The organism is Azospirillum fermentarium, assembly GCF_025961205.1.
Lineage (GTDB): Bacteria > Pseudomonadota > Alphaproteobacteria > Azospirillales > Azospirillaceae > Azospirillum > Azospirillum fermentarium.
In genome coordinates, this window is the sequence record NZ_JAOQNH010000001.1 from 434,662 (window position 1) to 461,596 (window position 26,935).

General features: G+C 68.2%; 26 protein-coding genes. 7 read left to right on the top strand and 19 right to left on the bottom strand.

The annotated features are described in order from the left end of the window. Positions 1-56 precede the first annotated feature (56 nt). From M2352_RS02120 to ccoN, 10 genes are all read right to left on the bottom strand, one after another. Positions 57-1,085, bottom strand: coding sequence for a P1 family peptidase (locus M2352_RS02120; protein ID WP_264662864.1), 1,029 nt, complete (start codon positions 1,083-1,085; stop codon positions 57-59). Positions 1,086-1,094: 9 nt separating this feature from the next. Next, positions 1,095-1,781: a Crp/Fnr family transcriptional regulator gene (locus tag M2352_RS02125; protein ID WP_264665288.1), complete on the bottom strand. Its 687-nt coding sequence runs from the start codon at positions 1,779-1,781 to the stop codon at positions 1,095-1,097. A gap of 171 nt (positions 1,782-1,952) precedes the next feature. Beyond that, the gene (gene ccoS, locus M2352_RS02130; protein WP_264662865.1) at positions 1,953-2,153 is read right to left on the bottom strand and encodes a cbb3-type cytochrome oxidase assembly protein CcoS; all 201 of its coding nucleotides are present in this window, start codon (positions 2,151-2,153) and stop codon (positions 1,953-1,955) included. Further along, positions 2,056-4,536: a heavy metal translocating P-type ATPase gene (locus tag M2352_RS02135; RefSeq protein WP_264662866.1), complete on the bottom strand. Its 2,481-nt coding sequence runs from the start codon at positions 4,534-4,536 to the stop codon at positions 2,056-2,058. Before M2352_RS02135 ends, ccoS begins: the two co-directional genes overlap by 98 nt. A 2-nt stretch (positions 4,537-4,538) precedes the next feature. After that, complete coding sequence (locus M2352_RS02140; protein ID WP_319802012.1) at positions 4,539-5,069, bottom strand: FixH family protein; 531 nt, start codon at positions 5,067-5,069, stop codon at positions 4,539-4,541. Between the two features lie 23 nt (positions 5,070-5,092). Then, complete coding sequence (ccoG, locus tag M2352_RS02145) at positions 5,093-6,565, bottom strand: cytochrome c oxidase accessory protein CcoG (protein ID WP_264662868.1); 1,473 nt, start codon at positions 6,563-6,565, stop codon at positions 5,093-5,095. Positions 6,566-6,882: 317 nt separating this feature from the next. After that, positions 6,883-7,767, bottom strand: a complete 885-nt coding sequence (gene ccoP, locus M2352_RS02150; protein ID WP_264662869.1) for a cytochrome-c oxidase, cbb3-type subunit III — start codon at positions 7,765-7,767, stop codon at positions 6,883-6,885. Positions 7,768-7,770: 3 nt separating this feature from the next. Further along, positions 7,771-7,932, bottom strand: a complete 162-nt coding sequence (locus M2352_RS02155; protein ID WP_264662870.1) for a cbb3-type cytochrome c oxidase subunit 3 — start codon at positions 7,930-7,932, stop codon at positions 7,771-7,773. A 20-nt stretch (positions 7,933-7,952) separates the two neighbouring features. After that, complete coding sequence (gene ccoO / locus M2352_RS02160) at positions 7,953-8,693, bottom strand: cytochrome-c oxidase, cbb3-type subunit II (RefSeq protein ID WP_264662871.1); 741 nt, start codon at positions 8,691-8,693, stop codon at positions 7,953-7,955. Positions 8,694-8,714: 21 nt separating this feature from the next. After that, positions 8,715-10,208 carry a cytochrome-c oxidase, cbb3-type subunit I gene (gene ccoN, locus M2352_RS02165; protein WP_264662873.1) on the bottom strand — a complete coding sequence of 498 codons (1,494 nt, stop codon included), beginning with the start codon at positions 10,206-10,208 and terminating at the stop codon, positions 8,715-8,717. A gap of 246 nt (positions 10,209-10,454) precedes the next feature. Between ccoN and M2352_RS02170 the strand changes: the two genes are divergently transcribed. The 4 genes from M2352_RS02170 to M2352_RS02185 all read left to right on the top strand — a co-directional run bounded on the left by M2352_RS02170 (position 10,455) and on the right by M2352_RS02185 (position 14,000). Then, positions 10,455-10,967 carry a hypothetical protein gene (locus M2352_RS02170; RefSeq protein ID WP_264662875.1) on the top strand — a complete coding sequence of 171 codons (513 nt, stop codon included), beginning with the start codon at positions 10,455-10,457 and terminating at the stop codon, positions 10,965-10,967. Between the two features lie 177 nt (positions 10,968-11,144). Further along, positions 11,145-12,350 (top strand): class I SAM-dependent rRNA methyltransferase, encoded by a 1,206-nt coding sequence (locus M2352_RS02175; protein WP_264662876.1) that lies wholly within the window; start codon positions 11,145-11,147, stop codon positions 12,348-12,350. A gap of 7 nt (positions 12,351-12,357) precedes the next feature. After that, on the top strand, positions 12,358-13,011 hold the full coding sequence (locus M2352_RS02180) for a trimeric intracellular cation channel family protein (protein ID WP_264662877.1): 654 nt from the start codon (positions 12,358-12,360) through the stop codon (positions 13,009-13,011). A gap of 125 nt (positions 13,012-13,136) precedes the next feature. Further along, the gene (locus M2352_RS02185) at positions 13,137-14,000 is read left to right on the top strand and encodes a branched-chain amino acid aminotransferase (RefSeq protein ID WP_264662878.1); all 864 of its coding nucleotides are present in this window, start codon (positions 13,137-13,139) and stop codon (positions 13,998-14,000) included. Positions 14,001-14,068: 68 nt separating this feature from the next. Here the strand turns inward: M2352_RS02185 and M2352_RS02190 are convergent, their stop codons facing one another. The 3 genes from M2352_RS02190 to M2352_RS02200 form a co-directional block, all read right to left on the bottom strand. Then, on the bottom strand, positions 14,069-14,623 hold the full coding sequence (locus tag M2352_RS02190; RefSeq protein WP_264662879.1) for a YbhB/YbcL family Raf kinase inhibitor-like protein: 555 nt from the start codon (positions 14,621-14,623) through the stop codon (positions 14,069-14,071). A gap of 94 nt (positions 14,624-14,717) precedes the next feature. Continuing rightward, positions 14,718-15,533, bottom strand: a complete 816-nt coding sequence (locus M2352_RS02195; protein WP_264662880.1) for a helix-turn-helix transcriptional regulator — start codon at positions 15,531-15,533, stop codon at positions 14,718-14,720. 36 nt (positions 15,534-15,569) lie between these two features. After that, entirely contained in the window at positions 15,570-16,040 is a 471-nt protein-coding gene (locus tag M2352_RS02200) for a tellurite resistance TerB family protein (RefSeq protein WP_264662881.1), read from the bottom strand. Between the two features lie 217 nt (positions 16,041-16,257). Here M2352_RS02200 and M2352_RS02205 point away from each other — a divergent pair, with 217 nt between their 5' ends. The 3 genes from M2352_RS02205 to M2352_RS02215 are packed head-to-tail and all read left to right on the top strand — an operon-like array spanning position 16,258 to position 20,512. Next, on the top strand, positions 16,258-19,005 hold the full coding sequence (locus tag M2352_RS02205; RefSeq protein ID WP_264662882.1) for a xanthine dehydrogenase family protein molybdopterin-binding subunit: 2,748 nt from the start codon (positions 16,258-16,260) through the stop codon (positions 19,003-19,005). Continuing rightward, positions 19,005-19,523: a (2Fe-2S)-binding protein gene (locus M2352_RS02210; protein ID WP_264662883.1), complete on the top strand. Its 519-nt coding sequence runs from the start codon at positions 19,005-19,007 to the stop codon at positions 19,521-19,523. The genes M2352_RS02205 and M2352_RS02210 overlap by 1 nt, the downstream gene beginning before the upstream one ends. Then, positions 19,520-20,512, top strand: a complete 993-nt coding sequence (locus M2352_RS02215; protein WP_264662884.1) for a hypothetical protein — start codon at positions 19,520-19,522, stop codon at positions 20,510-20,512. The genes M2352_RS02210 and M2352_RS02215 overlap by 4 nt, the downstream gene beginning before the upstream one ends. A 48-nt stretch (positions 20,513-20,560) precedes the next feature. Here M2352_RS02215 and M2352_RS02220 read toward each other — a convergent pair whose 3' ends face one another. The 6 genes from M2352_RS02220 to aroA form a co-directional block, all read right to left on the bottom strand. After that, positions 20,561-20,794, bottom strand: coding sequence for a DUF1674 domain-containing protein (locus tag M2352_RS02220; protein WP_264662885.1), 234 nt, complete (start codon positions 20,792-20,794; stop codon positions 20,561-20,563). 135 nt (positions 20,795-20,929) lie between these two features. Beyond that, positions 20,930-22,153 carry a type II toxin-antitoxin system HipA family toxin gene (locus M2352_RS02225; protein WP_264662886.1) on the bottom strand — a complete coding sequence of 408 codons (1,224 nt, stop codon included), beginning with the start codon at positions 22,151-22,153 and terminating at the stop codon, positions 20,930-20,932. Further along, positions 22,137-22,445, bottom strand: coding sequence for a helix-turn-helix transcriptional regulator (locus tag M2352_RS02230; RefSeq protein WP_264662887.1), 309 nt, complete (start codon positions 22,443-22,445; stop codon positions 22,137-22,139). The genes M2352_RS02225 and M2352_RS02230 overlap by 17 nt, the downstream gene beginning before the upstream one ends. A gap of 172 nt (positions 22,446-22,617) precedes the next feature. Further along, positions 22,618-24,312, bottom strand: a complete 1,695-nt coding sequence (gene rpsA / locus M2352_RS02235) for a 30S ribosomal protein S1 (RefSeq protein WP_264662888.1) — start codon at positions 24,310-24,312, stop codon at positions 22,618-22,620. A 154-nt stretch (positions 24,313-24,466) separates the two neighbouring features. Beyond that, positions 24,467-25,132: a (d)CMP kinase gene (gene cmk / locus M2352_RS02240; protein ID WP_264662889.1), complete on the bottom strand. Its 666-nt coding sequence runs from the start codon at positions 25,130-25,132 to the stop codon at positions 24,467-24,469. Between the two features lie 192 nt (positions 25,133-25,324). Continuing rightward, positions 25,325-26,677: a 3-phosphoshikimate 1-carboxyvinyltransferase gene (aroA, locus tag M2352_RS02245; protein ID WP_264662890.1), complete on the bottom strand. Its 1,353-nt coding sequence runs from the start codon at positions 26,675-26,677 to the stop codon at positions 25,325-25,327. Positions 26,678-26,935 lie beyond the last annotated feature (258 nt).

A 26,935-nucleotide genomic window follows, 5' to 3' on the forward strand; every position in this document is an offset into this window, starting at 1 on the left:
GGGGATTTTCCCCATAACGTATGGGGAAATGCGCGCAACCACATGCACACAAACGATTATCCGCGATAACGTTCCCGGTACGACGGGAAGCGCCCCAACGAGCGTGCCTCCCACACCGCCCGCCCGATGGCGCGGGCGACGCAATCGGCGGCCAGCGCCCCCAGCCGGGCCAGCGTCAGCGGCGGGTTATCCCCCAGCCCCAGCCGCCCGGTGGACAGGGCGAACAGGGTGTCGCCGTCGAAGGGAGTGTGAACCGGGCGGATGGCACGGGCAAAACCGTCGTGGGCCATGGTTGCCAGCCGCAGCGCCTGCGCCTTGGTCAGCGTGGCGTTGGTGGCGACGACGCCGATGGTGGTGTTGGCCCCCGCCACCGCGGAATCCATGAAGGGCATGGCCGGATCGGGCGGCACCGGGCCGGCGGGCGGGATCTGGCCGCCCATTTCCTCCGCCATCTCCCACGCCCAGGCCCACAGGGTGTCCGTTCCCGGCATCACCACCGATCCCACCGGGTTGACCGCGATCAGCGCCGCCACCTGATAGCCGTCGGCGCTGATGATCGAGGCCGATCCCAGACCGCCCTTGATGTCGCCGGCCTTGGCCCCCAGCCCGGCCCCGGCGTTGCCCAGGGCGAAATCCAGCCCTTGTTCCGTCAGTGCCGTTTCACAGGCGGAATAGGCAAGGCGGCGGTACGGCGGATCGTCCCCCCACCCCTTGTCGCCGCCGTTCAGCAGGTCGAACAGCACCGCCGCCGGCACGATGGGCACCCGCTGGTCCCCAACGGCAAAGCCGCGGCCCCGGCCCGCCAGCCACCCCATCGCCCCCGATGCGGCATCCAGGCCGAAGGCGGACCCGCCGGTCAGCACCACCGCATCCACCCCCTCCACCAGACAGGTGGGGTTCAGGGCATCGGTTTCCCGCGTGCCGGGGGCGCCGCCGCGCACGTCCACCGCCGCCCCCGCCGGTTCGTCGGGCAGCACCACGGTCACCCCGCTCCACGCCCGCGCGTCCTCGGCGTTGCCGACGCGCAGGCCGTCAACGTCGGTCAGGCGGTTGCGGGGGCCGGGACGGAAGGGGCCGAGCACCACGGACGGGCCTCAGCAGCCTTCGGCCATATCGTAGATGGCATCGAGGTCGGCGATCAGCACCTTGTTGCCTTCCTGCAACGAGATGGTGCCGGCGGTTTTCAACTGGGTGAAGGTGCGGCTGACGGTTTCGGTGGTCAGCCCCAGGTAATCGGCGATGTCCGCCCGGCTCATGGGCACATAGACGGGGTTTTCCTTGTGCCCCCGCCGGGCCGCCCGCTGGGACAGCATGATGAGGAAGGAGCAGATCTTTTCCTTGGCCGTCTTGCGCCCCAGCAGCAGCATCTGATCCTGCGCCGCCGCCAGCTCGTTGGAGGCCATGGAGAACAGCCGCCGCTGCATCTTGGGGAATTCGTCCATCAGCGCCTCCATCTTCCGCCGCGGGAAGCGGCAGAGGGTACAGGCGGTGACGGTTTCGGCGCTGTAGGCGTAGCTTTCGTTGACCGCCAGCCCCAGGAAATCGCCGGTGGCGACGAAGCCGGTGATCTGGCGCCGCCCGTCGGGCAACAGCTTGTAGAGTTTCACCGTTCCCGATGTAACGTTGTAGAGGGTGTCCGCCGCATCGCCCTCGCCGAACACGGTCTGGTTCGCTTCCACCCGCACGGTCTGAATGATGTCGGCCAGCCGGCGGACTTCTTCCGGGTCGAGGGCGGCACAGATGGTCAGGCTGCGCACCGGACAGGCGCCGCATGGGTTCATTTCGGTCACGGCGCCCTTCTCGCGGGCGCGGCCCATGTCAAACGGAGGCATTGCGGCACCACGCCAAATCCGGCAACGGCCCCCATCATGGTCATATTCCTGACACTTCGCAACCATGGCAGCGGGGGTAGCGGCTATTTTGCAAATCCCGTGCCTGTTGCCGGGAAAGACTCATCGCTTGTCCTCCGTCACGCCCCCCGCCACGGGCCGGACCGGCGGAGCCGGGGGGACATCGCCGTCGTCGAACAGGATACGGTGGGCCGCCCCGTCCAGATCATCGAACTGGCCCGACTTCAGTGCCCACAGAAACCCCGCCAGGGCCAGAAGGCCCAGGCTGAGAGCGGCTGCAATCAAATAGAGAAGCTCGGTCACGGCATCCTTCCTTCAAGCCCCGGCTGCGGCTGAGCCGCAACGCGTTGACGATCACCAGCAGCGACGACGACGACATGGCCAGCGCCGCCAGCAGCGGCGTCAGCATTCCCGCCATGGCCAGCGGCACGGCACAGATGTTGTAAACGATGGCGATGGCGAAATTCTGGCGGACCAGAACCCCCGATTGCCGCGACACCGCCAGCGCCTCGGCGATGGGGGACAGGTTGCGGCCCTGGAACACCACGTCCGCCGCCGTCTGGCTGACATCCACCGCCGTGGACGGCGACATGGACACCGTGGCCGCGGCCAGGGCCGGGGCGTCGTTCAGCCCGTCGCCCACCATCAGCACCCGCCGCCCCGCCGCCGTCAGGGCGTGCAGCGCGTCGGTCTTGTCGGTGGGGCTTTGCGCCGCCTTCCAATCGTCGATGCCCAGCGCCCCGGCCACCGCGCGCACCGCACCGGGACGGTCGCCCGACAGCAGCGACACCGCCATGCCACGGGCCTTCAGCACCGCCACCACCGCCGCGGCGTCGGGCCGGGGGGTGTCGGTGAAGCCGATGCGCACCGGGGCGTGGCCGGGACGGGCCAGCCACAACTCCGGCCCCGCCGCCATGGCATCGTCATCCGCCGTGGACGCAGCCCCGGTGAACACCCGGCTGCCCAGGCGGATCTCCCCGTCGTCGGTGTCCAGCGCCAGGCCGGCGCCCGGCACCTCGCGCACGCCCGCCGTCACCGGCACGCCGGGCACCGCGCGCACCAGCGCGCGGGCCAGCGGGTGGCGGCTGGCCCCGGCCATGCCGGCGGCAAGCCGCAGGACGGCGGCGTCGATGCCCGACAGGCGCGCTTCCGGGCGGCCTTCGGTCAGGGTGCCGGTCTTGTCGAACACCACGGTGTCGATGGTGGCCAGCCGTTCCAGCGCCGTGGCGGATTTCAGCAGAATGCCCTGGCGCATCAGCCGGCCCGACGCGATGACCTGCACCACCGGCACCGCCAGCGCCAGCGCGCAGGGGCAGGTGATGATCAGCACCGCCACCGCGTTCATCAGCGCGTCCTGCCATTCCACCCGGCCCAGGAAGAACCAGCCGAGGAAGGTGGACAAGGCCGCCACATGCACCACCGGGGCATAGAGCCGCGACACCCGGTCGGCGATGGCGACGTATTTGGCGCGGCCCTGCTCCGCCACCTCCATCAGCCGGACGATCTCGGCCAGCAGCGTGCCCTCGCCCACCGCGGTGACGGTCAGGCGCAGAGGTGCCGTCAGATTCATCATGCCGGCGAACACCCGGTCGCCCGGCTTCACCGCGTTCGGCACCGTCTCGCCCGTGATGAGGGCTGTGTCCAGGTCGGACACGCCGTCCAGCACCACCCCGTCCACCGGCACCCGTTCGCCCATGGCGACCAGCACCGTTGCCCCCGGCTCCACCTGTTCCGGCGGACGGATGGAGGAACGCCCGTCGGCCCCCAGCACCGTCACCGCCGTGGCCTGCAGCCCCAGCAGATGCTCCGCCGCCGAGCGCGCCCGGCCCCGCGCCCGCTGGTCGAGGTAGCGCCCGATCAGCAGGAAGAACAGCAGCATCACCGCCCCGTCGAAATAGGCGTGCAGGCCGCTGTTCATGGTCTCGTACAGGCTCATGCCCGTGGCGAGCAGGACGCCGATGGTGATGGGCACGTCCATGTTGGTGCGCCCGCGCCGCAGGGCGGCAAAGGCCGACCGGGCAAAGGGCCGCACGCAATAGGCAATCGCCGGCAGGCAGATCAGCGCCGACAGCCAGTGCATCAGGTCGCGGGTCGCCGGCCCCATGCCCTGGGTGTAGCCGGCCCATACCGAGACCGACAGCAGCATGACGTTGGACGCGGCGAACCCCGCCACCGCCATGGCGCGCAGCAGTTCCGTCTCGGTCTTCTTCTGCGCGTTGCCCAGCCGGCCGGGGTCGAAGGGCACGGCGCGGTAACCCAGCCGCGTCACCACATCCACCACGCCGTTGGCGTCGGCCTCGCCCGTGTTCCAGCGGATGGTCAGGCGGCGGGTGGTCATGTTCATCCGCGCCTGCACCACCCCCGGCTGGCGGGCCAGCACCGTTTCGATCAGCCAGACACAGGCCGCGCACTGCAGCCCGTCGATCATCAGGTGCAGCGACGCGGTGCCGTCGCCGCCGTCATGGGCGTGGGGGGCATAGTCGATGGCGGGCGCGTCGGCGTCGGGGCGCAGGGGCCGGGCGGCGGGATCGACGGTGCGGCGGTCGTAATACCGCTCCAGCCCCAGCCCGCGCACCATGTCGTAGGCCGCGGCACACCCCGAACAGCAGAAGGAGCCTGCCCCGGATTCCGGTGCAGGCTCCACGCCAACGGGCAGTTCCTGCCCGCAGTGCTGGCAGCAGGTCATGGTTACTGGACCCAGACTCGCTTCTGATCCTGATAGTCGCCGGTGGAATGGTCGATCTTCACCCGCATGTCCCAGACGCCGGCCATGGCGAATTCGACCGGCTGGGCATAGCGCCCCTCGCCCAGGTAGGGGAGGTCGAGGGTCTGGTCATAGCCCTGGTTGGTCGGGCGCGTGAACGAGACGGTGACGCGGGCATCCTTCAGCAGGTTGCCGTACTTGTCGTGAAGCGTCACGGCCACCAGACCCTTGCGGTCCTCGGGGCTGGTGAAGTCCAGCGATACCTTCCACGCGCGGGCCGCCTGGGCACGCGCGCCGGCAAGGTCATCGTTGTACTTGATGCCCTTCATGAAGTGTTCTTCGGTTTCCAGCCCGGTGTAGGTGGAGGTGGCGACGTAGATCATCACCCCGTTCACCGCAAGAACAACCATAAAGGCGGCGACGAAAATCCAGGGAATATACCAGCCGGGGGCCCGCGAACGGCCCCCCGGCGATGATTGCCCCTGGTTCAACGATGGCACGGACGTCATGGGCATTACCCGGTCCTAAGTGTCGGAGATCAGTTGCCCGGCCCCATGAACACCGTCTCATACCGGGCGGTCTCACCATTGGCCGAGGTCAGCGTGAAGGTAAGCCCCATCGACGCGCCATGCAAACTCGACGTGGGCACGGTCACAAAGATTCGATAGGTGGCGACCGAATCCGGGGCCGCCGACAGCTTCAGCCCGGTGGAAACCTTGCCCTGGTCCTCGCCGGCCACGGCCAGTTCGGCCCCGGCCAGACCGCCCACGGTCAAGGTGTACTCCCGCGGGTCGCGGGTCATGTTGGAGATCTTGAAGGTGTACGCGTTGCGGATGGACCCGTCGGAGAGGGCCACGTACAGCGGCGCCCGGTCGCGCAGCACCGAGATGTCCAGCCCCGGCTTGAACACCAGCCCGGCGGCGATCGCCCCCATCACCACCGTCATCATGGCGGCATAAATGATGGTGCGCGGACGGATCAGACGGATCGGCACCCGCTTGCCCGCCGTGCCCTGCGACACCTGATTGAGCTGGGTGTCGAAGCGCACCAGATTGCCGGGCCGCCCGATCTTGTGCATCACCTCGTTGCAGGCGTCCACGCACAGGCCGCAGCCGATGCAGCCCATCTGCATGCCGTCGCGGATGTCGATGCCGGTGGGGCACACCTGGACGCAGGCGAAGCAGTCGATGCAGTCGCCGTGGCCCGCGGCCACCCGCTCGTCCCACGTCTGCGACTTGCGGATGGGCGCCCGGCCCTCGCCCCGCCAGTCCTCATAGGTGACGATCAGGCTTTCCTCGTCGGTCATGGCGCTCTGGAACCGCGGCCAGGGGCACATGTAGAGGCACACCTGCTCACGCGCGTAGCCGGCCAGGATGAAGGTGGTGGCGGTGAACAGGCCGATGAAGCCGATGGCGGTGGAACTGGCCTGGAACCGCAGCATCTCAGCAACCAGGGTCGGCGCGTCGGTGAAATAGAAGATCCACGCCCCGCCGGTCAGCAGCGAGATCAGCAGCCACGCGGCGTTCTTGGCCGCCTTCTTGCGGAACTTGCTCCAGCCCCAGGGCTGCTGGTCCAGACGGATGCGCTCGCCGCGGTCGCCTTCGATCTTGCGCTCGACCCACACGAACAGGTCGGTCCAAACCGTCTGCGGGCAGGCGTAGCCGCACCACAGACGCCCGGCCAACGCCGTCGCCAGGAACAGCCCGATGGCCGACACGATCAGCACGCCGGTCAGGTAATAGATCTGCTGCGGCCACAGCTCGACGAAGAACAGGTAGAAGCGGCGGTTGGCCAGATCCAGCAGCACCGCCTGATCCGGCGCATGGCCGCCCCGGTCCCAGCGCACCCACGGCAGGATGTAGTAGATGCCGAGCAGGACGAACAGCGCCGCCCATTTCAGGCGCCGGAAGGTGCCGGACACCGCGCGCGGATAGACCTTGGAATGCTTGTTGTAGAGGGAGCGGGAGGCGCGTTTTTCAGCCTTCGGCTGAGAGTCGGAAGCCGTGCTCATAATCCTGCCTTCTCGTGCCCGCCCATGGTCCGCAGCCGGGCCGTGGCGGTGTGGTGGGCCTTGTCGGACCGCCGCGCGGCCCCAGGAACGGGGGGCGGCGGGGAAGGAAATCGGTCGTTACGCCTGGCAAAATGGTGCGCGTGGCCGCGCCCGGACTATGGCGGCGCGGTGCCGCAGGGGCATTGCGATGGATCAATGGTCCATAAGACTTTTATCAGAAGCCGCTCATTCCAAGGTCATAGCCCTCAAAAGAGCATAAAAAAAGCGCCGGGGGATGTTTCCCCCGGCGCCCTTTTCAGCAGACCTGAAGCGAAGCCTTACTGGCCGCCGCCCAGGTTGTGGACGTACACGGCCAGCTGCTTGATGGTCACGTCGTCCAGACGCTTGGCCCAGTTGGGCATCACGCCGGCGCGGCCGTTGGTGATGGTTTCCATCAGGGTGGCCTTGTCACCGCCGAAGATCCACGAGGCGGTGTTCAGCGGCGGGGCGCCGACTTCGATGCCGGCCTTCACGCTGCCGATGCCCTTTTCACCGTGGCAGGCGACGCAGTTCTCTTCGAACACGGCCTGACCGGCCGTCGCCTTGGCGGCGTCGGTCGCACGGTTGGTGAGCGACAGCACGTATTCCGACACCTGATCGATCTGGCCGGCGTTCAGGATGCCGTCCTTGCCGAACGCGGTCATGCCGGCCGGGCCGCGGGTATCGGGATCATCCGCACGGATGCCGTGCTGGATGGTCTTGTAGATGTCCGCGGTGGTGCCGCCCCACAGCCACACGTCGTCGGCCAGCGAGGGGAAGCCCTTGGCCCCCTGGCCACCGGCGCCGTGACAGGCCGCGCAGTTCTCGTTGAACATGGTGCGGCCGCCGGCCATGGCGAAGTTGCGCAGCTCGTTGTCCTTCTGGATCTCATCGACGGACTTCGCCGCGATGGCCGAGGTGAACTTCGACTGGGCCTGCTTCGCCTTGTTCAGGTCTTCCACGATCTGCTCGCGCATGGTCCAGCCCAGGACGCCGGTCGTGTGCGACTTGCCCAGCGGCCAGGCCGGGTAGAGCACGTAGTACACCAGCGACCACGCAATGCAGACGTAGAAGACGTACAGCCACCACTTGGGCAGCGGGTTGTTCAGCTCCTTCAGGCCGTCCCACTCGTGGCCGGTGGTTTCGACGCCGGAGAGAGCGTCCTTCTCAATATTTCTCGCCATCGCCTAAAACTCCTGACCGTCATCCTTGAGCGGAATGCTGGCGGCTTCGTCGAACTTGTTCCTGTTCCCCGGCCACATGGCGTACGCCATGATCCCGGCGAGCAGAAGCATGAGCCAGAGCGTCCAGAAGGACCGCAGAGCAACCGTGATCGAATCCAAGTCCATGGATTCCTCCTAGGGGTTGGTTACTGCAGCAACTGCTTGGGCGACTGGTACTTCGTGAAGTCCACCATGGTGCCCAGAACCTGCAGATAGGCGACCAGAGCGTCCATTTCGGTGACGGCCTTGTTCCCCGTGAAGTTGGCCACCACCGCCTTGGGGTAGCGCTTCATCAGGGCCGCGGTGTCACCATCGGGAGCCCGCTGGGCTTCCAGGTCCGCCTTGGCGTTGGCGATCTGCTCATCGGTGTAGGGCACGCCGACGATCTTCAGGGTCTTCATGCGGTCGGCGATGTCGCCGTACTTCAGCGGACGGTCCTTCATCCAGCTGTAGCCGGGCATGATCGATTCCGGCACGACCGCGCGCGGGTTGACCAGATGGGCCACCTGCCAGTCGTTGGAATACTTGCCGCCCACGCGGGCCAGATCGGGACCGGTACGCTTGGAACCCCACTGGAAGGGGTGGTCGTACATCGATTCCGCGGCCAGCGAGTAGTGACCGTAGCGCTCCACCTCGTCGCGGAACGGACGGATCATCTGGCTGTGGCAGTTGTAGCAGCCTTCGCGCAGATAGATGTCCTGGCCGGCCAGTTCGAGCGGCGAATAGGGGCGGACCCCCTCCACCTTCTCGATGGTCGATTCGATGGTGAACAGGGGCACGATCTGGACCAGGCCGCCGATGGCGACCGTGACCAGCACCAGAACGATCAGCAGAAGCGTGTTCCGCTCGATCGTATCGTGGCTAAAGCCCTTCTTTTCTGCAGCCATAATCAACTTCCTCCCGCCCTATCAGGCCGCGCCGACGGCGGCCTTGTGGGGCGCCGTGACGTAGGGCTTCTCGATGCGGATGTCGCCCTTGGCGGTGCGCCACAGGTTGTAGACCATGATCAGCGCGCCGGTCAGGAACAGGACGCCGCCCATGGCGCGGATCACGTAGAACGGATGCATGGCGGCGACCGTTTCCACGAACGAGTACTGGAGGAAGCCCAGGTTGTCGTACGCGCGCCACATCAGGCCCTGCATGATGCCCGACACCCACATGGCGGTGATGTAAAGCACGATGCCGATGGTGGCGGTCCAGAAGTGGTAGCTGACCAGACGCATGCTGTAGAGCTGCGAGCGCTTCCACAGGACGGGCACGAGGTAGTAGATGGCGCCGAAGGAGATGAAGGCCACCCAGCCCAGCGCACCGGAATGCACGTGGCCGATGGTCCAGTCGGTGTAGTGCGACAGCGCATTCACCGGCTTCACCGACATCAGCGGGCCTTCGAACGTGGACATGCCGTAGAAGGCGACCGACGACACCAGGAAGCGCAGGACCGGGTCGGTGCGCAGCTTGTCCCAGGCACCCGACAGAGTCATGATGCCGTTGATCATGCCGCCCCACGACGGCATCCACAGCATGACCGAGAAGGTCATGCCCAGCGTCTGCGCCCAATCCGGCAGAGCCGTGTAGTGCAGGTGGTGCGGACCGGCCCAGATGTACAGGAAGATCAGGGTCCAGAAGTGGACGATCGACAGGCGGTACGAATAGACCGGACGCTCGGCGCGCTTGGGCACGAAGTAGTACATGATGCCCAGGAAGCCGGCGGTCAGGAAGAAGCCCACCGCGTTGTGCCCGTACCACCACTGCACCATGGCGCTCTGCACGCCCGACACGAAGGGATAGCTCTTCATGCCGAACAGCGACACCGGAACGTTGACGTTGTTGCCCAGGTGCAGGATCGCGACCGTGAGGATGAACGCCAGGAAGAACCAGTTGGCCACGTAGATGTGGGATTCACGCCGCGTCATCACCGTACCGATGAAGATGATGGCGTAAATGACCCAGATGACCGTCAGATACAGGTCCAGGATCCATTCCGGCTCGGCGTATTCCTTACCCTGGGTGTAGCCCAGAGCATAGGACAGCGCGGCCAGAACGATGAAGATCTGGTAGTTCCAGAAGACGAACTTGGCCAGCCCCTCGCCGCCGAACAGGAACTGCCGGCAGGTGCGCTGCACCGAGTAGAGCGAGGTGGCGAACAGAACGTTGCCACCGAAGGCGAAGATCACGGCCGAGGTGTGGACCGGGCGCAGGCGCCCGAAGCTGGTCCATTCCAGACCGAGGTTCAACGCCGGGAAGGCGAGCTGAAGCGCGATGAACACGCCGGCCGCGAAGCCGACGACGCCCCAGAAAACTGCCGCGATGGTGAAGAGCCGGATTACGTCCTCATAATACCGGACTTCATCCGACCGCTGGCCACCCAGGGCGGCCCCTGGGGTCAGAGTCGCTGATGTCATACAATCTCTCCCGTTTGCCCCGGGCGGCTCGGGCCGCTCTCTTGAGGAACTCTCGCAGGGTACGTCGCTTGAGAAGAACAGCAGGGTGCACACGGCCCGAGGAAGAACGCCGCGCACACCCTGTCGCTGATACCGCCACTATCGTGGAGGGGCCGGTCATACAACATTGATCTAGGTCAACGACCGCTCCGCCCGGCCCCTGTCAAGGTGCCGTGCTGCACCGGGGAGAGGCGCGGCGGATTGGGCATGGACACCGGCTTTATCGCAAAACCTTTGACGTCGCGCCAGATCGATCAGGCGTTTCCGCTGGTCCAGGTTCTGGCGCCGGGGCTGGACGTGGAGCGCTGGCGCGCGTTCGCGCGCGCCGTCATGCCCGAGGACGGGCCCCGCCCGGCGCCCACCGGCATCGTCGGGATTCAGAACGGAAACGGCTATATCCATGGCCTTTTCTCCTACGCCCGCACACAGGATCTGGTGCATGGAGCGGTTCTGACGGTCGAAAACGTCATCGTTCTGGACCTTTTCGACATGGCGGGGGCCGCGTTGACCCTGGTGGGCGCGGTTGACCGCCTGGCCTCGTCGCTGGCCTGCACCGCCATCCACACCAGCCTCGACACCCGTGGCGCGGCGCCGTGCGGCCGGGGCCGCCCGCTGCTCGACGCCTTCCGCGAGAGCGGCCATGCGGTAGAATGCCGCAGGCTGTGCAAGGTGCTGCCTCCCGCCGCCGCCCCCTCCGACATGATGAAAAAGGCGCACTGACCCGCCGCCCTTCCCCGCGCCCGGCCCGTGATCTTTTTCGGCCCGGCAGCGGGCGATGCCACCGGCCACCCGCCCCGTGAGGGCGTGTTGCATCCCTGCCCGCCCCGACTCCGGCTTGCGCGCCGTGGCGCGCACGGTAGGATGCGGGCCTTGATCCCCCCATTTCCGATTCCCGTGATGTCCGCCAAAGCCAACGCCCCGAAATACCCTGTGGTCCGCCTGCACCCCAACCGCGACAAACGCATCCGGTCGGGGCACCCGTGGGTCTATTCCAACGAGGTCCAGATGGACCAGACCGCCAAGGTCATCCCGCCGGGCAGCGTGGTGCGGCTTCTGGACGCAGGGGGATCGGCCTTGGGGCTGGCCACCTTCAACCCACATACGTTGATCGCCGCCCGTCTTCTGACCACCGACACGGGAGCGGTGATCGACCACGACTTTCTGTCCGGGCGAATCGCGCGGGCGGTGGCTCTGCGCGACCGGCTCTACGGCCGCCCCTATTACCGGGCCATCCATGCGGAGGCCGACGGGCTGCCGGGGCTGATCGTGGACCGCTACGGCGACGTGGTGACGGTGCAGGCCAATTCGGTGTTCATGGACAGCCGGATGGACGCCATCCTCGCCGCCATCGACAGCGTGCTGGCGCCGCGCGCCGTCATCCTGCGCAACGACAGCACCCAGCGCGCGCTGGAGGGGCTGGCCGAGGAATCCAGGCTGGCGAAGGGGGAGATCGACGGCCCGCTGACGCTGGAGGAGAACGGCTGCACCTTCTACGCCGACCCCATGGGCGGGCAGAAGACCGGCTGGTTCTATGACCAGCGCGACAACCGCGCCTTCATCGCCTCGCTGGCGGCGGGCGGGACGGTGATCGACTTCTTCAGCTACAATGGCGGTTTCGCGGTGACCTGTGCCGTGCGCGGGGCGGCGTCGGTGGTGGCGGTGGACCGGTCGCAGGCGGCGCTGGAGAACGCCACCCGTGCCGCCGCGGCCAACGGCGTGTCGGACCGGTTCGAGGCCCGCCGCGCCGAAGCCTTCCAGGAGTTGGAGCGGCTGGCGGCGGAGGGCGCGCTGTTCGACGTGGTGATCGTCGATCCCCCGGCCTTCGTGAAGTCCAAGAAGGATCTGGCCGTGGGCTGCCGCGCCTACCGCAAGATGACCCGCATGGCGGCGCGCATCACCCGGCCCGGCGGCTTCCTGCTGGCGGCGTCGTGCTCCCACAACGTGGACCCGGTGATGTTCGCCGAGCAGGTGGCCCGCGGGCTGACCGACGCCGGGCGCACCGGGCGCATCCTGCGCTCGTCGGGGGCCGGCTGCGACCACCCGGTGCATCCGCACCTGCCGGAATCCGCCTATCTCAAGGCCATCACCCTGCAGTTGGACTGAGGACGGCATGGCACCCGGATTGACCCTGCCGGACATGAGCGGTCTGGTCCTGTGGATGGACCTGACCGGGGTTTTCGTGTTCGGGCTGACCGGCGGCACGCTGGCGGTGCGCCACCGGCTGGATCTGGTCGGCGTGCTGGTGCTGTCGCTGGCGACCGCGCTTGCCGGCGGGGTGATCCGCGACGCGGTGCTGGGGGCCGGTCCGCCGGCCACCTTCCGCGACGACCGTTACCTGTGGGTGGCGCTGGCGGCGGGCCTGACCGCCTTTGCCGCCCATCCGCTGATCAACCGGCTGGGCAAGCCGGTGATGGTGCTGGACGCGCTGGGACTGGGGCTGTTCGCCGTGGCCGGGTGCCAGAAGGCGCTGGCCGCCGGGCTGACGCCGCTGCCTTCGGTTCTGCTGGGGGTGGTGACCGCCGCCGGCGGCGGGGTGGTGCGCGACGTGCTGGTGTGCGAGGTGCCCCGCGTCCTGCGCGAGGAGATCTACGCCTCCGCCGCCGTGCTGGGGGCGGTGATCGTGGTGGCGGGGGAACACGCCGGCCTGTCCGGCCCGCTGGTGGCGGGGGCGGGGGTGCTGGCGGCCTTCACCTTGCGGGTGGTCAGCGTGATGCGCGGCTGGAGCGCGCCAAGAGCGCCGTGGTCGGAAACGCCAAGGTCATAATATTCGCCAAGCCAACACTTGGCCGATACGATGTGTCGGCAAAGCTGACGCAAAGGACAGGACAGAGACGGCCCTGAAAGGGTATCGTCGCCCCCTAACGAACATCGTGAGGGAGGAGTTGCACCATGGCCCACCACGGCACCGATACACCGCGCGCCCTGTCCTGGATCAACGGGGAGTGGGTGGAGGGCAACCCGCCGGTGATGGGGCCGATGACGCACGCCTTCTGGCTGGCGTCCATCGTGTTCGACGGCGCCCGCGCCTTCGAAGGCGTGGCCCCCGACCTGGACCGTCACTGCGCCCGCGTGGTCCGCTCGGCCCGCGCCATCGGGCTGGAACCCACCCACACGGCCGAGGAGATCGAGGCGCTGTGCCGCGAAGGCATCCGCCGCTTCCCCGCCGACGCCGCGCTCTACGTCCGCCCGCTGTTCTACGGCGAGACCGGCTTCGTGATGCCGGAACCGGCGGGCACCCGCTTCGTGCTGACCCTGCACGAAGCGCCGATGCCGCCGGCCACCGGCTTCACCGCCTGCATCTCCAGCCACCGCCGCCCGCTGCCGGGCACCGCCCCCACCCAGGCCAAGGCCGCCTGCCTCTACCCCAACGCCGGGCTGGCGCTGAGCGAGGCGCAGAAGAAGGGCTTCGGCAACGCCGTGATGCTGGACCCGCTGGGCAACGTGGCGGAATTCGCCACCGCCAACCTGTTCATCGTCACGGACGGCGTGGTGGCCACCCCGGTGACCAACGGCACCTTCCTCAACGGCATCACCCGCCAGCGGGTCATCGGGCTGCTGCGCGGCGCCGGGATGACGGTGGAGGAGCGTACCATCACGCTGGACGACCTGCGGGCGGCGGACGAGGTGTTTTCCACCGGCAACTATTCCAAGGTGGTGCCGGTCACCCGGCTGGAGGACCGCGAGCTTGGCGCCGGCCCGGTGGCCGCCACCGCCCGGCGCCTGTACTGGGACTTCGCGCACGGGCGGCTGTAACCGGGGGTGTCCCGTGCGGGTGCCCGTACGTCTCGGGGGAACCCCGTACGTCCCGGCACCCGTACGTCTTACCGTCCGTAGGTGGCGGTCAGCGATGCCTTGCCCAGGGTGTTCATGTGAACCATGAACCCCACCAGGGCGCCGCTGGCCTGCGCGTCCAGTTCCAGCCGGTCCGTCTTCAGGGCATGGACCGTGAAGACGTAGCGGTGCGCCGGCCCCGGCGGCGGGCACGGCCCCAGGAAGCCGTTGGCGCCGGCATCGTTCCGGGTCTGCACCGATCCCGGCGGCAACACGCCGCCGTTACCGGCCCCTTCCGGCAGGCTGGTGGCTGAGGCGGGGATGTTGATGACCCCCCAGTGCCAGAACCCCGACCCGGTGGGGGCGTCGGGATCGTAGACGCTGACCACGAAGCTCTTGGTGCCTTCCGGTGCCCCGCTCCATGCCAGATGGGGCGACAGCCCCTGGCCGGAACAGCCGAACACCGCCGCTTCCTGCCGTTTGGTCAGGGCGGCACCATCGGCGATGGTGTCGCTGCGCAGGGTGAAATCCCCCGCCCAGGCCGGGGCGGCGGCCGCCAGCAGCAGGGCTGCCGCCCAGCCGGCGCGGATACGGTTCGGTACCATCGGTGCATCTCCTTCTTTGATGGGACGGCACCGAGCCTAGCGCGTCGGCGGGACCGCCGCGCGCCGGGACCGATCAAGCCGTGTGCCGAAACGCTCATTCCACGCTTTCCAGCACCCCGGCCCGGATGGCGGTGGGGGAATGGCCGAAACGTTCGCGGAAACGCACGGCAAAACGCGACGGGCTGTCGTACCCCACATCGAACGCGATCCGCGTCACCGGGGCGTCGGTGGATTGCAGCAGCATCAGCGCCCGGTGCATGCGCACGTCGATCAGGATCCTGCTGGCGCTCTGCCCCTCCTCGGCCAGCCGGCGGCGCATGGTGGGTTCGCTCATGGCCAGATGGCGGGCGGCGTCGGCGGCGGTCCAGCCGCGGGCCGGGTCGGCGGCAAAGAGATCCCGCACCCGCGCGGCCACCGATCCCCCCGGCGCACACGCCGGACGGGCGCCGTACAGGCCCAGCCACGCCAGCACCTCGCGCAGGCGCTGTTCGGCGACGGGGGCGGGCAGTGCATCCCCCGCCGTCACCGCCGCCACGGCACGGCCATAGGCATCGAGGAAATCCGGCTCCAGCCGCGGCAGGGCCACGGCGGCGGACACCGCCGGCACCTCGGGCCGCTCCGCCCCATAGCGGGCCAGCACACGCGCGTCGAAGACCAGCCACGAGGCGCGGTAACCCCCATCGGCGCCGGGAGTGTTGATGACGTCGAACGCCTGCCCGCCGGCCACCACCACCGCCCCGCCGGAATCGAGCACCCACTCCCCGCCGCCGTTGACCAGCCGCTTGCGCCCGCAGGCGACGACGATCAGGGTCGGCTGGTCCACTACCACCCGGGCCAGACGCAGTTCCCGCCCCTGGAGGATGCTGGCCGTGGCGCCGATGCCGGGCCGCACGCTGACGATTCGCTCCATCTCCCGTGCTCCGTCCGTGGCTCCATCCCGGCTCACCTAGCAGGAATCCGCCCGCTGGGCTTCCGTGGGCAGCCCCAGGGTGCGGGCCAGCCGGTCCAGCATCTCCTGCTCCGCGCCGCTGACCTGCCCATCCACCGCCGCCACCGCCCCGGCCACATGCAGCAGCAGCCGGGCATGCTCCGGGCGGTCGGACAAGGCCGCAAGCCGGTCCAGCAGAACGGTACGGGCCGGCTCCCCTTCCCTCTCCAGCCGGTCCACGGTGTCCTCGAACCGTGTGCGGGCGTGCTCCATGCCCAGACGGCGCAGGTTGGCAAGCTGCCGGACGAGGCCCAGCGTCTCCGTCGCTTCCCCGCGGGTGACCCGGCCCGCACCGGGACCGTCGGCGGACGCCACCAGCGCGGCGGCGTCCACCATGTGCAGCACGGTTTCAGGGGGAAGCACACCGGCAGCGCGGGCCAGATCGGTGTGGGTTGCGGCGAGCAGCCGCTCTATCCAGCGAAGAAGCATGGCCCTTTATGTGCGCAAGGCCAACCGAACGGTCAAGATCCTGGGATCGCCCTATCGTGAAATTTGCATCAATGGTTGTTGACACAGCTTTTCAAGAATAGCAAACATCACAATCGCAAATTTAGGCTTGTGTACAATAGTACTCAGACAGCCAAGCCTGAATTATTTCTATCCTGTAATGTCGTGATTATAATTTTTTAATAGGGAGGCGACCAGATTGACGCTGCGCTTTCTCCAGAACCGTCGTGAATTCCTGCAGTCGGTGGGAGCAGCAGGACTGACGGTGATCTACACGCGGCTGGCCGAAGCCGGCCCCGCCGCCGATACCGCCCAGCAGGCGGCCCCGGCCAACACATGGAGCGGGCCGCCGGGAAAGGCGCGCTACCGAATCGAGGGGGTGCCGAAGGTGACGGGCGCCAAGATCTACGCCCGCGACTTCCGCGCCCGCGACATGGAGGGCTGGCCGGCGGGGCCGGAACGCTATGCCCTGGTGCTGCGCACCACGGTGGTGGACCGGCCCTTTCAGGGCATCGACCTGTCGGTGCTGCCGCCGGAGCTGCTGCCCCAGCAGATCATCACCGCGGAAAAGCTGGCGGACGACAAGATCACCTTCCCCTCGTCGATGACACCGCCGGTGGGGCGGCCCGGCGGGCTTCTGGTGGCGCAGGGCAAGCTGCCGGTCTATTTCGGGCAGCCGGCGGTGATCCTGATCTTCACCGACTTCGCCACCTGGCGGCAGGCGTCCCGGCGGCTTCAGTTCCACAAGGGCGTGGTAAAGTACGGCCCCGCCGCCGATCCCGACATGTGGGCCAGCCCGCAACAGCCCCCCTATTCGCCGCCCACCTATCTGACCCGCGTGGCCAAGGGGAAGCAGGAGCTGTTCTCGCAGGTCAAGGACGGCCAGAGCAACCCCACCGGCAGCGCGCCCGTGGACCGGGAGGCCCGGAAGTGGCGCGCCGACATCAAGGCGGAATTCAACCAGAGCGACGTCACCACCTTCACCGGCACCTATGACACCCAGGTTCTCGATCCGGTCTTCATGGAGCCGGAAGCGGGGCTGGGCTGGCTGGAACCGGCAAAGGACGGCCAAACCGGCGGAACGCTGCATCTGGTGCTGGGCACCCAATCCACCAACGGCGATTTCCAGACCACGCTGAACCTGTTCTCCAACGCCGGCTGCCCGGTCCAGGTCTCCACGATCGTGCTGAACTCCTGCTATCCCGGCGGCGGGTTCGGCGGGCGCGACGTGTCCACGGTGCCGGTCATCATGGCTCTGGCCGCGGCCTATGCCGGCGGGCCGGTGCGTCTGGCCTACGACCGCTATGAACAGTTCCAGTCGGGGCTGAAGCAGCTGGGCGCCACGGTCACCCCCCGTCTGGCCATCGGGCGCGACGGGCGGTTCCGCGCCATCGAATACGACATGGTGCTGAAGGCCGGCGGCAACAACAACTACAGCCAATGGGTGGCGCAACTGGCCGCCTATTGCGGCGGTGGCAGCTACGACATCGACAAGGTGGCGATCAACGCCGGCGCCCGCCCGACGCCGGGGGTGGTCGCCGGCTCCATGCGCGGGTTCGGCGGACCGCAGGCGTTCTTCGGCATCGAATGCCTGATCGACGAGGCGGCGGAAACGCTGAAAATCGACCCCATCGCCCTGCGCCTGCGCAACGTGCTGAAGACCGGCGACCGCACCGTGACCGGCGCGCCGATCGAACAGGCCATGCGCCTGAAGGACATCTGCGAGCGCGCCGCCGCCACCCCGCTGTGGGCGGACCGGGCGGCGGAAAAGCAGCGGCGCGACACCGCCACCCTGGCCTATGGCGTCGGCTTCGCCCTGAGCAACCAGGCGTTCGGCACCGGCGGCGACGGCGTGATGGCCGAGGTGTCGCTGGCCCCCGACGGGCGCATCACCATGTCCACCAACGCCGTCGATATGGGCAACGGCTCGGCCACCTCGCTGGCGGTCAGCACGGCAGCGGCATTGGGGGCCAACGCCGACGCCATCGCCATGGGCAAGGTGGTGCCGTTCGTCGCCGGGCTGGGGTTCGACAGCACTCTGCCGGCGTCCGAACAGGTCTGGACCAACCCGCGCTATACGGCATCCTTTTCCATGTCGTCCAGCGCCTGTCTGACCGGGTTCCATCAGGTCCACGCCGCCGAACAGGCGGCGCGCATGCTGTTCCTGACCGGCATCCTGCCCACCGCGCGGGTTCTGTGGCGGGCCCGGGTGGCCGCCGACAAAGTGCGGTGGAAGGACGGCGCCCTGACCGCGCGGGGCCGCCGCCCCCTGCCGCTGGCCGAGATCGCCGCCGCCGCCCATGCCCGCAAGGGCGTGGTGGGGGCCATGGTCCATGCCTACAACCAGGCGCGCTGGGTGGTGGGCACCTACACCGTGGACGGGGTGCGTCACACCGGGCCGATCGACGGCCTGTCCACCCGGCTGGGCGGGGAAGCCAACTGGCGCATCCACGACCGCCAGGACACCAAGCCGCCGCCCGCCAACGGGTATCTCTATGGCCGTTCCCACTATGCCCCGTCGGGCACGCTGGCGGCGGTGGAGGTCAACCGCGACACCGGCGCCGCCAGGGTCATCGCCCTGCACACCTATCTGGATTCCGGACGCGTGATCCAGCCCGACCTGCTGACCGGCCAGTACGAGGGCGGGGCGGCCATGGGCATCGGCTATGCCCTGCTGGAAAACCTGCCGCTGCTGAAGGAGGGCGGCGGGTCCGGGCGCTGGAACCTGGACCGCTATTCCGTCCCCCTGGCCGGGGACGTGCCGCTGGACCGGCTGACCCTGGAGCTGCTGGGGACCGAGGACGCCAACGGCAAGGGCATCGCCGAAGCGGTGCTGTGCCCCATCGCCCCCGCCATCGTCAACGCCATCGCCCACGCCGTGGGCCGCCGGTTCCGGTCGCTGCCGGTCACCGCCGCCGACATCCGGCAGAAGAAGGAGCCGGCCTGATGCCCACCGTTTCCGTTGCCATCACCATCAACGGCACGCTGTACGAACGCAGCGTGCCCGACGACCTGCCGCTGCTGGATTTCCTGCAAGAGGATCTGGGGCTGACCGGCACCAAGCTGGGCTGCGGCATCGGCGTGTGCCGGGCCTGCACCGTGGCGGTGCGGCGCGTGCCCACCGCCGCCCTGACCCCGCTGCTGTCCTGTTCCACCCCCGCCGCACACCTGAGCGGACAGGAGGTCTTTACGGTGGAGGGGCTGGGCGATGCCCGCCATCTCAGCCCGCTGCAGAAATCGTTTCTGGACGAATTCGCGTTCCAGTGCGGCTATTGCGCGCCGGGGTTCCTGATGGCGGCGCACATCCTGCTGGATTCCCTGCGCTTCGCCCCGGTGCCCCGCGACCAGTTGGACGCGGCCATCGCCGACGCCTGCGGCGCGCACATCTGCCGCTGTACGGGCTACAAGCGCTATTACGCGGCGATTCGCAAGGCCGCCCTGGCCGAACCGGGGCTGGTGTCATGACCGGAGAGGCGATGATGACCCTGATCCGCCGCAGCCTCGCCGCACTGGCGTGGCTTGCCCTTTCCCACGCGGCCCCCACCCTGGCCGAAACCGCCCCGTCCGACACCGGTGCCGCCTATGCCAAGGCGTGTCAGGCGGCCATTGCCCCCATCCCCGCCTTCGACTGCCGCAACGGCGAGGTGATCCCCATCACCGTCAACGGTGCGGTGCCGGCGGAGTACCAGCCGGGCATGACCTGCGACCGGCCCTCGCTGCTGGCGGGGGTGGAGAATGGGCTGCTGAGCGGGGTGAAGAAGGAGCCGTGCGCTCCCTATTCCCGCGCGCTGGTGCTGCGCGACGACACCAAGGCGCAGATCGCCGTCTGGTGCCGCCAGACCCAGTTCCGCCCCGCCGACACCCACCTGTACGACGAAATCAACATGGTGGTTCACGACGTCGGCAGCGGCAGCACCTGCTGGTTCCAGGCGGAACCCAAGGAAGGGTCGGACGGCATCGACGGCAGCAACGTCCAGCCCCCCGGCGCCCCCGGCAACCCGTGGAGCACGCCGGAGCAGTTGAACGAGGGGCCGATGGCCTGCACCCAGTGCCACGACGCCAGCCCGTTCATGTACAGCCCCTATTACGCCCAGACCAAATCGCTGCCGTCGGACCCGTTCGGCAAATACACCACCACCATCGGCATCTTCAACGACTGGCCCAAGCCGATGAGCATCACCACGCGGGGCAACACCTGCACCGGCTGTCACCGGATCACCAATTTCCAATCGTGCCAGACCTTCACGCCCATGACCTATGAGCCGTCGAAGACGGAGGGGCTGGATGCGTGGGGCTATCACTTCCCGCAATCCCACTGGATGCCGCCGGGCAACCTGCACAGCCGCGAGCAGTGGGAGGTGATCTACCGCGAGAGCATCGCCGGGATCGAAGCCTGCTGCCAGGATCCCACCCGGCCCGAATGCATCGTCACGCCACTGCCGGGCGACAAGTAAGCACCAGGGGCGGCGGGAGGACGGCTCCGGCCTTCCTCCTTCCCCCGTTCAGAAGTCGGAGCAGCGGCCCTTGAATTCCCAATCGCCGTAGCGGGTAGGTTCGGGGCCGTTGGGGCCGCCGATTTCGCCGGGCATCTGTTCCACAGGCTTGGGCGTGGCGGGGTCCGCGGCGGTGGTTTCCGTCGTTGCCGGCGACTCGGACGCGGTGGTGACCGCCGCCGGGCTGAGGGGCCGGGCAGCGGGGGACGGGGTTCCGTCGGCAGGGATGTCGGTGGTGCTCATGACCGGCAAGGATAGGCCCGCCGCGGGCGGGGGGCAAGGGAGCGGTTGCTTTCACTCTGGCCTGAACACCCAATCCCCCGGTTTCCAAAGGCCCCCGGCCTTTGGCGGATGCGGGCGGCGCCCGCGTGGGTTCCCTCACCTCAGATACGGCGTGCGCTGGGCCACGGCCCCGCGGTCGCGTGCAGTCACCCCAAAGCGGTCGAGCATGTCCGGCCACTGCCGCAGCCCGTGTTCAACCTCGTCACGCACCCGTCCGGCGGTCCCGGCCTCAAGCCCGAAGGCCGGAAAGACGGCGAACGCCGCGCCGGGATCGGGCAACGGGTCGGCACCGCGGGCGGGCCGGACCGCCAGATGCGGCGCCCGGTGGCACATCAGGTCGAAGGCCGGCGACAGACGCCAGCCGCCATCATGGAGGAAGGCGGTGTTGCGCAGGTGGTCATCGGTGTTGTGAAGGGCGCAATTGAACAGCAGCCGGCGAAAGATCTCCTCCTCGCACGGTGCGGCCCCCATGGCGCGGGCGGCGGCGGCGATGTCGGTGTAGGTGAAGCGGGTGGCGTAATCCGCCGGTGGCTGCCGCAGAATCGTCGCCGCGCTCAGATAGCCCAGCCGCCGGCCATCGCCGGTGCGGTCGAAGCGTTTGACCAGCAGCACGGAACGGCCCGCCACGGTCACCACCTCGTGCTCCGGCACGGCGATGCCGCACGCGCGGGCCAGGGACAGGCAGGCAGCCTCCACCCGCGGCTCGTCGAAGGCATCGCCGCGGGCGGAAAACTTGGCGATCCAGCCATGGCCGTCCCGGCGGATGCGGGCCTTGGGCCGAGCGCCACCCACATCGGCACTGGAACGGAACAGAAGCTCCAAATGGTGGCGGCGGGCGATGCCGGCCTCCACCGCCTCGGCGGCTTCGGTCAGATCCTCCAGGGTCTCGCTGCCGTCGGGCAGGCCGATGAGGGCATCGCCGGGCACCCACTGGCCGGGACCGGCGTCCGGGGTAGGACCGAAGCGAAGGTCGCCAGTACGGTCATCGCCGGCAGCGGCAAGGTATTCGGCCAGCCCGAACACCTGATTGGGAAAGGCCGCCGACAGAACGTCCTTGCCCCACCCGTCCGGCCCGGCATCGTAGAAGGCCAGAGCCGCTTCGTAAGGATCACTGACAGCCGGCTTGCGCCGCAGCGGCAAACCGATGGGGTCGATGGCACGGGCGTCGGGACGGGCCAGCCACGAGGCGGCGTATTGGAAACGGGACCGGCGCGCCGCCCGGCCGTCAAACTGCAGGGCGCCGACGGGGACCGGCACACCGCCGCAATCGGTGAACACCACCAGCCGCTCGATCCGGCCACCCCTAGAAATCGGCCACATCGGGTGTCCTTCCCGCGCGCTTGCGCCCGTGGATGTCGTCCAGATCCTCGCCGATGGGGTCGGTTTCCAGCAGGGACGCGATGCGGCCGGGATAGCCGAGGATGGCCAGAACCTTGACCAGCAGGCCGATGCCGGCGGTGGGGCGTCCGGCTTCCAATGCCTGATAGGTCTTACGGGTGACGCCAGCCCGGTCGGCGACGTCGGCCTGGGTCAGATTGCGGCGCAACCGCGCCAGCCGGAGCCGCCGCCCCAGCCGCTCCAGGCTGTCACTGTCGTCGGTAGTCAGGATCATCGGACACACCCCATGACCCATACAAGGGTCACAATCCGCTTGTTCGATCCATATAGAGGGCATGGATGCCGGTAATCAAGCCCCTTGCCCCGACCCGGCCCCCCCCCGGAAAACAGAAAAGGGGGCCGGTTTCCCGGCCCCCTTCCCTTCTCAACCCGAGGGCTGAAAAGGCTTAGTCCTGCTCGGCCTGCTTGCGCTTCAGAGCCGCACCCAGGATGTCGCCCAGCGAGGCGCCCGAGTCCGACGAGCCGTACTCGGCCATCGCCTGCTTCTCTTCTTCCATCTCGCGGGCCTTGATCGACAGGGAGATGCGGCGCGAACCGCGGTCGATCTGGGTGACCTTGGCGTCGATCTTTTCGCCGACGGCGAAACGCTCGGGCCGCTGCTCACCACGCTCGCGCGACAGGTCCGACTTGCGGATGAAGCCGGTGTAGCCTTCGCCCACCGCCACTTCGATGCCGCCGTCGGTGACCGCGGTCACGGTGCAGGTCACGACGTCGTTCTTCTTCAGGCCGGCGGTGGCGGCTTCGAACGGATCGTTCGAGAGCTGCTTGATGCCCAGGCTGATGCGCTCCTTGTCGATATCGACGTCGAGCACCTTCACCTTGACCCGGTCGCCCTTCTTGAACTCGGCGATGGCTTCTTCGCCCGACTTGTTCCAGTCCAGGTCGGACATGTGGACCATGCCGTCGATGTCGCCCGGCAGACCGACGAACAGACCGAATTCGGTGATGTTCTTGACCTCGCCTTCCAGCTCCGTGCCCGGGCCGAACTTGTCGAGGAAGGTCTCCCACGGGTTGTCCAGGCACTGCTTCAGGCCCAGGCTGATGCGGCGCTTCTGGGGATCGACGTCCAGGACCATGACTTCCACTTCCTGAGAGGTGGAAACGATCTTGCCCGGATGGACGTTCTTCTTGGTCCACGACATTTCGGAGACGTGAACCAGACCCTCGATGCCCGGCTCCAGCTCGACGAACGCGCCGTAGTCGGTGATGTTGGTGACGCGGCCCTTGAACTTGGCCCCGATCGGGTACTTGGCTTCCACGCCTTCCCACGGATCGGCTTCAAGCTGCTTCATGCCCAGGCTGATGCGCTGGGTTTCGGGGTTGAAGCGGATGACCTGCACGGTGACGGTCTGGCCGATCTGCAGGGCTTCCGAGGGATGGTTGATGCGGCGCCACGCGATGTCGGTGACGTGCAGCAGGCCGTCCACGCCGCCCAGATCCACGAACGCACCGTAATCGGTGATGTTCTTGACCACGCCCTGGAGAACCTGGCCTTCCTTGAGGTTGGCGACCAGTTCCGAACGGGCTTCGGCGCGGCTTTCTTCCAGCACCGCACGGCGCGACACCACGATGTTCCCGCGCGAGCGGTCCATCTTCAGGATCTGGAAGGGCTGCGGGGTGCCCAGCAGCGGGGAGATGTCGCGGACCGGGCGGATATCGACCTGGCTGCCGGGCAGGAAGGCCACGGCACCGTTCAGATCGACGGTGAAACCGCCCTTCACGCGGCCGAAGATCACGCCGGTGACGCGCTGCTGGTCGTTGAAGGCCTTTTCAAGCTGGGTCCACGCTTCTTCGCGCTTCGCCTTCTCACGGGACAGGACGGCTTCGCCGTTCTTGTCTTCCATGCGTTCCAGATACACCTCAACGGTGTCGCCCACCTTCAACTCGGCGGGCTGTCCGGGCACGGAAAATTCCTTGAGCGCGACGCGCCCTTCCGACTTCAGGCCGACGTCGATGGTGACCATGTCGTTCTCGACGGAGACGACGCGGCCCTTGACGACGGAGCCTTCCAGAGACTCGGCCGTGCCCAGCGACTCTTCCAGAAGCGCCGCGAAGCTTTCCTTACCCATAGCCTGTGCCATTGAAACTCCTAAGGTTGCGCAAAAACGGCCCGCATCCGGCCCGGCCACGGCAGCATGACCGGCGTCGATGCGAACCGCCGCGCCGGACCTCATGTCCGGCGTCTTGGTTCAAAATATTTTCTGGGAGGCGATCCGGCCCGGACGTTCACAGCGCTTACGCGCCGTGCACACCGGTCTTGGAACCGATAAACGCAATCGCCGCGGTAAACGCCTCATCGGCGTTCATCGCGGACGTATCAAGCAGATAAGCATCGTCGGCGGGGACCAGGGGGGCAATCGCCCTTTGGCTGTCGCGCGCGTCACGAGCCTTCATGTCTTCCAGAACGTCGGACGGTATAGCCGGAATCCCGCGCTCCTGCAACTCCTTGAGTCGCCGCTGGGCGCGGACCTCCACCGATGCGGTGACGAACAGCTTGGCGTTCGCATCCGGGCAGACCACCGTGCCGACGTCGCGCCCGTCCAGCACGGCGCCGGGAGCCCCGCCGGGGGGAGTGAAGGCGAAGCTGCGCTGGAAATCCAAGAGCGCGGCCCGCACCTCGGGCACCACGGCGACCTTGGACGCGGCCTGGGCCGCCTCGTCGGTGCGCAGGTCGGGGTCGTCCAGGATGGCCGAGTCGGGTTTCAGCGCACGGGCCACCTGGGCCGCCGCCACCGGGTCCGCCGGATCCTTGTCGGCCCGCAGGACCAGAACGCCGACGGCGCGGTACAGCGAGCCGGTGTCGAGATGGGCGAAGCCCAGCGCGCGCGCGACGCGGCGGGCCAGCGTGCCCTTGCCCGAAGCGGCGGGGCCGTCGATGGCGATGATGAGAGACGATGACATGAGGGATTGCGTGTCTGTGGCGATCACAAGCGGTAACCGTTCGGTGAGCCAGTTAGTCCCGTCTGCCCCGCATGGCAAGCGCGGCGTTCGGCCGACGGCCACGCCCTGCCATGCTTTTTCCTTCTACCACACCTGATCGTCCGGCCCCAGCGGGGCGTTGCCGCACCCGCCGGCGGTCCGCCGGGCGGCGCCTCACACGCCCGCGATCTTGGCGCCCAGACCGTTCATCAGCCCGACGAAACCGGGGAAGCTGGTGTCGATGAAGGCGCTGTCGTCCACCTGCACCGGCTCCACCGAGCCCATGCCCATCACCAGGAAGCTCATGGCGATGCGGTGGTCCATGGCGGTGGCGATCACCCCGCCGCCCTGGGGCGGACGGCCGGTGCCGTGAACGGTCAGGCTGTCGTCGGCCCCGACCTCCACCTTGACCCCGCAGCGGACCAGCCCCTCGGCCACCATGGCCAGACGGTCGCTTTCCTTCACCCGCAGTTCCTTCAGGCCCAGCATCACCGTGGTGCCCTCGGCGTAGGACGCGGCGACGGCCAGGATGGGGTATTCGTCGATCATCGACGGGGCACGGTCCGCCGGCACCACCACGCCCTTCAGCCGGCTGCCCCTGACGCGCAGGTCGGCCACCGGCTCGCCCGCCTGATCGCGGCGGTTCTCGAAGGCGATGTCGGCGCCCATCTCCACCAGCGTGTCGTAAAGGCCGGTGCGGCGCGGGTTCATGCCCACGTCGGTCAGCACCACCTCCGAGTCGGGACGCAGGAGGGCGGCGACGGCGGGGAAGGCAGCACTGCTGGGGTCGGCGGGCACGTGGATGGTGCGGCCCGTCAGTTCCGGCTGACCGGTGACCGACACCGCCAGCGCCCCATCCTCCAGCGTCTCCACCGACACGGTGGCGCCGAAATGGCGCAGCATCAGTTCGCTGTGGTCGCGGGTGGGTTCGGATTCGATGACGGTGGTGACCCCGGCGGTGTTCAGCCCGCACAGCAGCACCGCCGATTTCACCTGCGCCGACGGCACCGGCAGGCGATAGGTGATGGGAACCGTCTTGTCGCTGCCCAGCACCGCCATGGGCAGCCGCCCGCCGGCCCGGCTGACGAAGGAAGCGCCCATCTTTTCCAGCGGCCCGATGACGCGGGCCATGGGCCGCTTCACCAGCGAGCCGTCGCCGGTGAAGAAGGTGGTGATGGGGTGCGACGCCACCAGCCCCACCAGCAGCCGGGCGGCGGTGCCGCTGTTGCCCATATCCAGCACCTGCGCCGGTTCGGCCAGGCCCCCCAGCCCGACGCCGCGCACCCGCCACACACCATCGGTGCAGGCCGCCGCCGCCCCCAGCGCGCGCATGGCGGCGGCGGTGTTCAGCACGTCCTCGCCTTCCAGCAGGCCGTGAATGGTGGTCTCGCCCATGGCCACCGCGCCGAACATCAGGGCGCGGTGGGAGATCGACTTGTCGCCCGGCACCCGCAGCGTCCCCGTCAGCGCGCCGGAGACCGACGAGCGCAGGGGGCGGACCGCCGGGGTGGAATGAGCGTTGGTCATGGCTGGGCCTCGTCAGACTGGACAGAGTTGCAAACGAATCGATGCGATATGGGTTCGATACCACACCGGTCCCGCCCATGCGAGCGGTCAAAGATGTCCGCCCCCATCGCCGCCGGGTGCGGCGGCGGGGGCGGGGGCGGGGCGGTTTGACGCGTTCCGATGGAAATGCGCCGCCCCGATGCTCAGTTTGTTTTTGACAAGCGGCGCCGCCCATGGCAAACGGCGCGACTTGGACACTTTCCGATGTGACGGAAACGA

Bases quoted from the DNA above. Each gene is read 5' to 3' on its own strand.
- ccoG (WP_264662868.1), bottom strand. From the start codon at position 6,565: ATGAGCACGGCTTCCGACTCTCAGCCGAAGGCTGAAAAACGCGCCTCC.
- M2352_RS02125 (WP_264665288.1), bottom strand. From the start codon at position 1,781: ATGAACCCATGCGGCGCCTGTCCGGTGCGCAGCCTGACCATCTGTGCC.
- ccoO (WP_264662871.1), bottom strand. From the start codon at position 8,693: ATGGCTGCAGAAAAGAAGGGCTTTAGCCACGATACGATCGAGCGGAAC.
- M2352_RS02185 (WP_264662878.1), top strand. From the start codon at position 13,137: ATGGCCCACCACGGCACCGATACACCGCGCGCCCTGTCCTGGATCAAC.
- M2352_RS02215 (WP_264662884.1), top strand. From the start codon at position 19,520: ATGACCGGAGAGGCGATGATGACCCTGATCCGCCGCAGCCTCGCCGCA.
- aroA (WP_264662890.1), bottom strand. From the start codon at position 26,677: ATGACCAACGCTCATTCCACCCCGGCGGTCCGCCCCCTGCGCTCGTCG.
- M2352_RS02190 (WP_264662879.1), bottom strand. From the start codon at position 14,623: ATGGTACCGAACCGTATCCGCGCCGGCTGGGCGGCAGCCCTGCTGCTG.
- cmk (WP_264662889.1), bottom strand. From the start codon at position 25,132: ATGTCATCGTCTCTCATCATCGCCATCGACGGCCCCGCCGCTTCGGGC.
- M2352_RS02140 (WP_319802012.1), bottom strand. From the start codon at position 5,069: ATGCCCATGACGTCCGTGCCATCGTTGAACCAGGGGCAATCATCGCCG.
- ccoP (WP_264662869.1), bottom strand. From the start codon at position 7,767: ATGGCGAGAAATATTGAGAAGGACGCTCTCTCCGGCGTCGAAACCACC.
- M2352_RS02230 (WP_264662887.1), bottom strand. From the start codon at position 22,445: ATGATCCTGACTACCGACGACAGTGACAGCCTGGAGCGGCTGGGGCGG.
- M2352_RS02170 (WP_264662875.1), top strand. From the start codon at position 10,455: ATGGACACCGGCTTTATCGCAAAACCTTTGACGTCGCGCCAGATCGAT.
- ccoN (WP_264662873.1), bottom strand. From the start codon at position 10,208: ATGACATCAGCGACTCTGACCCCAGGGGCCGCCCTGGGTGGCCAGCGG.
- M2352_RS02135 (WP_264662866.1), bottom strand. From the start codon at position 4,536: ATGACCTGCTGCCAGCACTGCGGGCAGGAACTGCCCGTTGGCGTGGAG.
- M2352_RS02220 (WP_264662885.1), bottom strand. From the start codon at position 20,794: ATGAGCACCACCGACATCCCTGCCGACGGAACCCCGTCCCCCGCTGCC.
- M2352_RS02225 (WP_264662886.1), bottom strand. From the start codon at position 22,153: ATGTGGCCGATTTCTAGGGGTGGCCGGATCGAGCGGCTGGTGGTGTTC.
- M2352_RS02195 (WP_264662880.1), bottom strand. From the start codon at position 15,533: ATGGAGCGAATCGTCAGCGTGCGGCCCGGCATCGGCGCCACGGCCAGC.
- M2352_RS02175 (WP_264662876.1), top strand. From the start codon at position 11,145: ATGTCCGCCAAAGCCAACGCCCCGAAATACCCTGTGGTCCGCCTGCAC.
- M2352_RS02200 (WP_264662881.1), bottom strand. From the start codon at position 16,040: ATGCTTCTTCGCTGGATAGAGCGGCTGCTCGCCGCAACCCACACCGAT.
- M2352_RS02155 (WP_264662870.1), bottom strand. From the start codon at position 7,932: ATGGACTTGGATTCGATCACGGTTGCTCTGCGGTCCTTCTGGACGCTC.
- rpsA (WP_264662888.1), bottom strand. From the start codon at position 24,312: ATGGCACAGGCTATGGGTAAGGAAAGCTTCGCGGCGCTTCTGGAAGAG.
- M2352_RS02180 (WP_264662877.1), top strand. From the start codon at position 12,358: ATGGCACCCGGATTGACCCTGCCGGACATGAGCGGTCTGGTCCTGTGG.
- M2352_RS02210 (WP_264662883.1), top strand. From the start codon at position 19,005: ATGCCCACCGTTTCCGTTGCCATCACCATCAACGGCACGCTGTACGAA.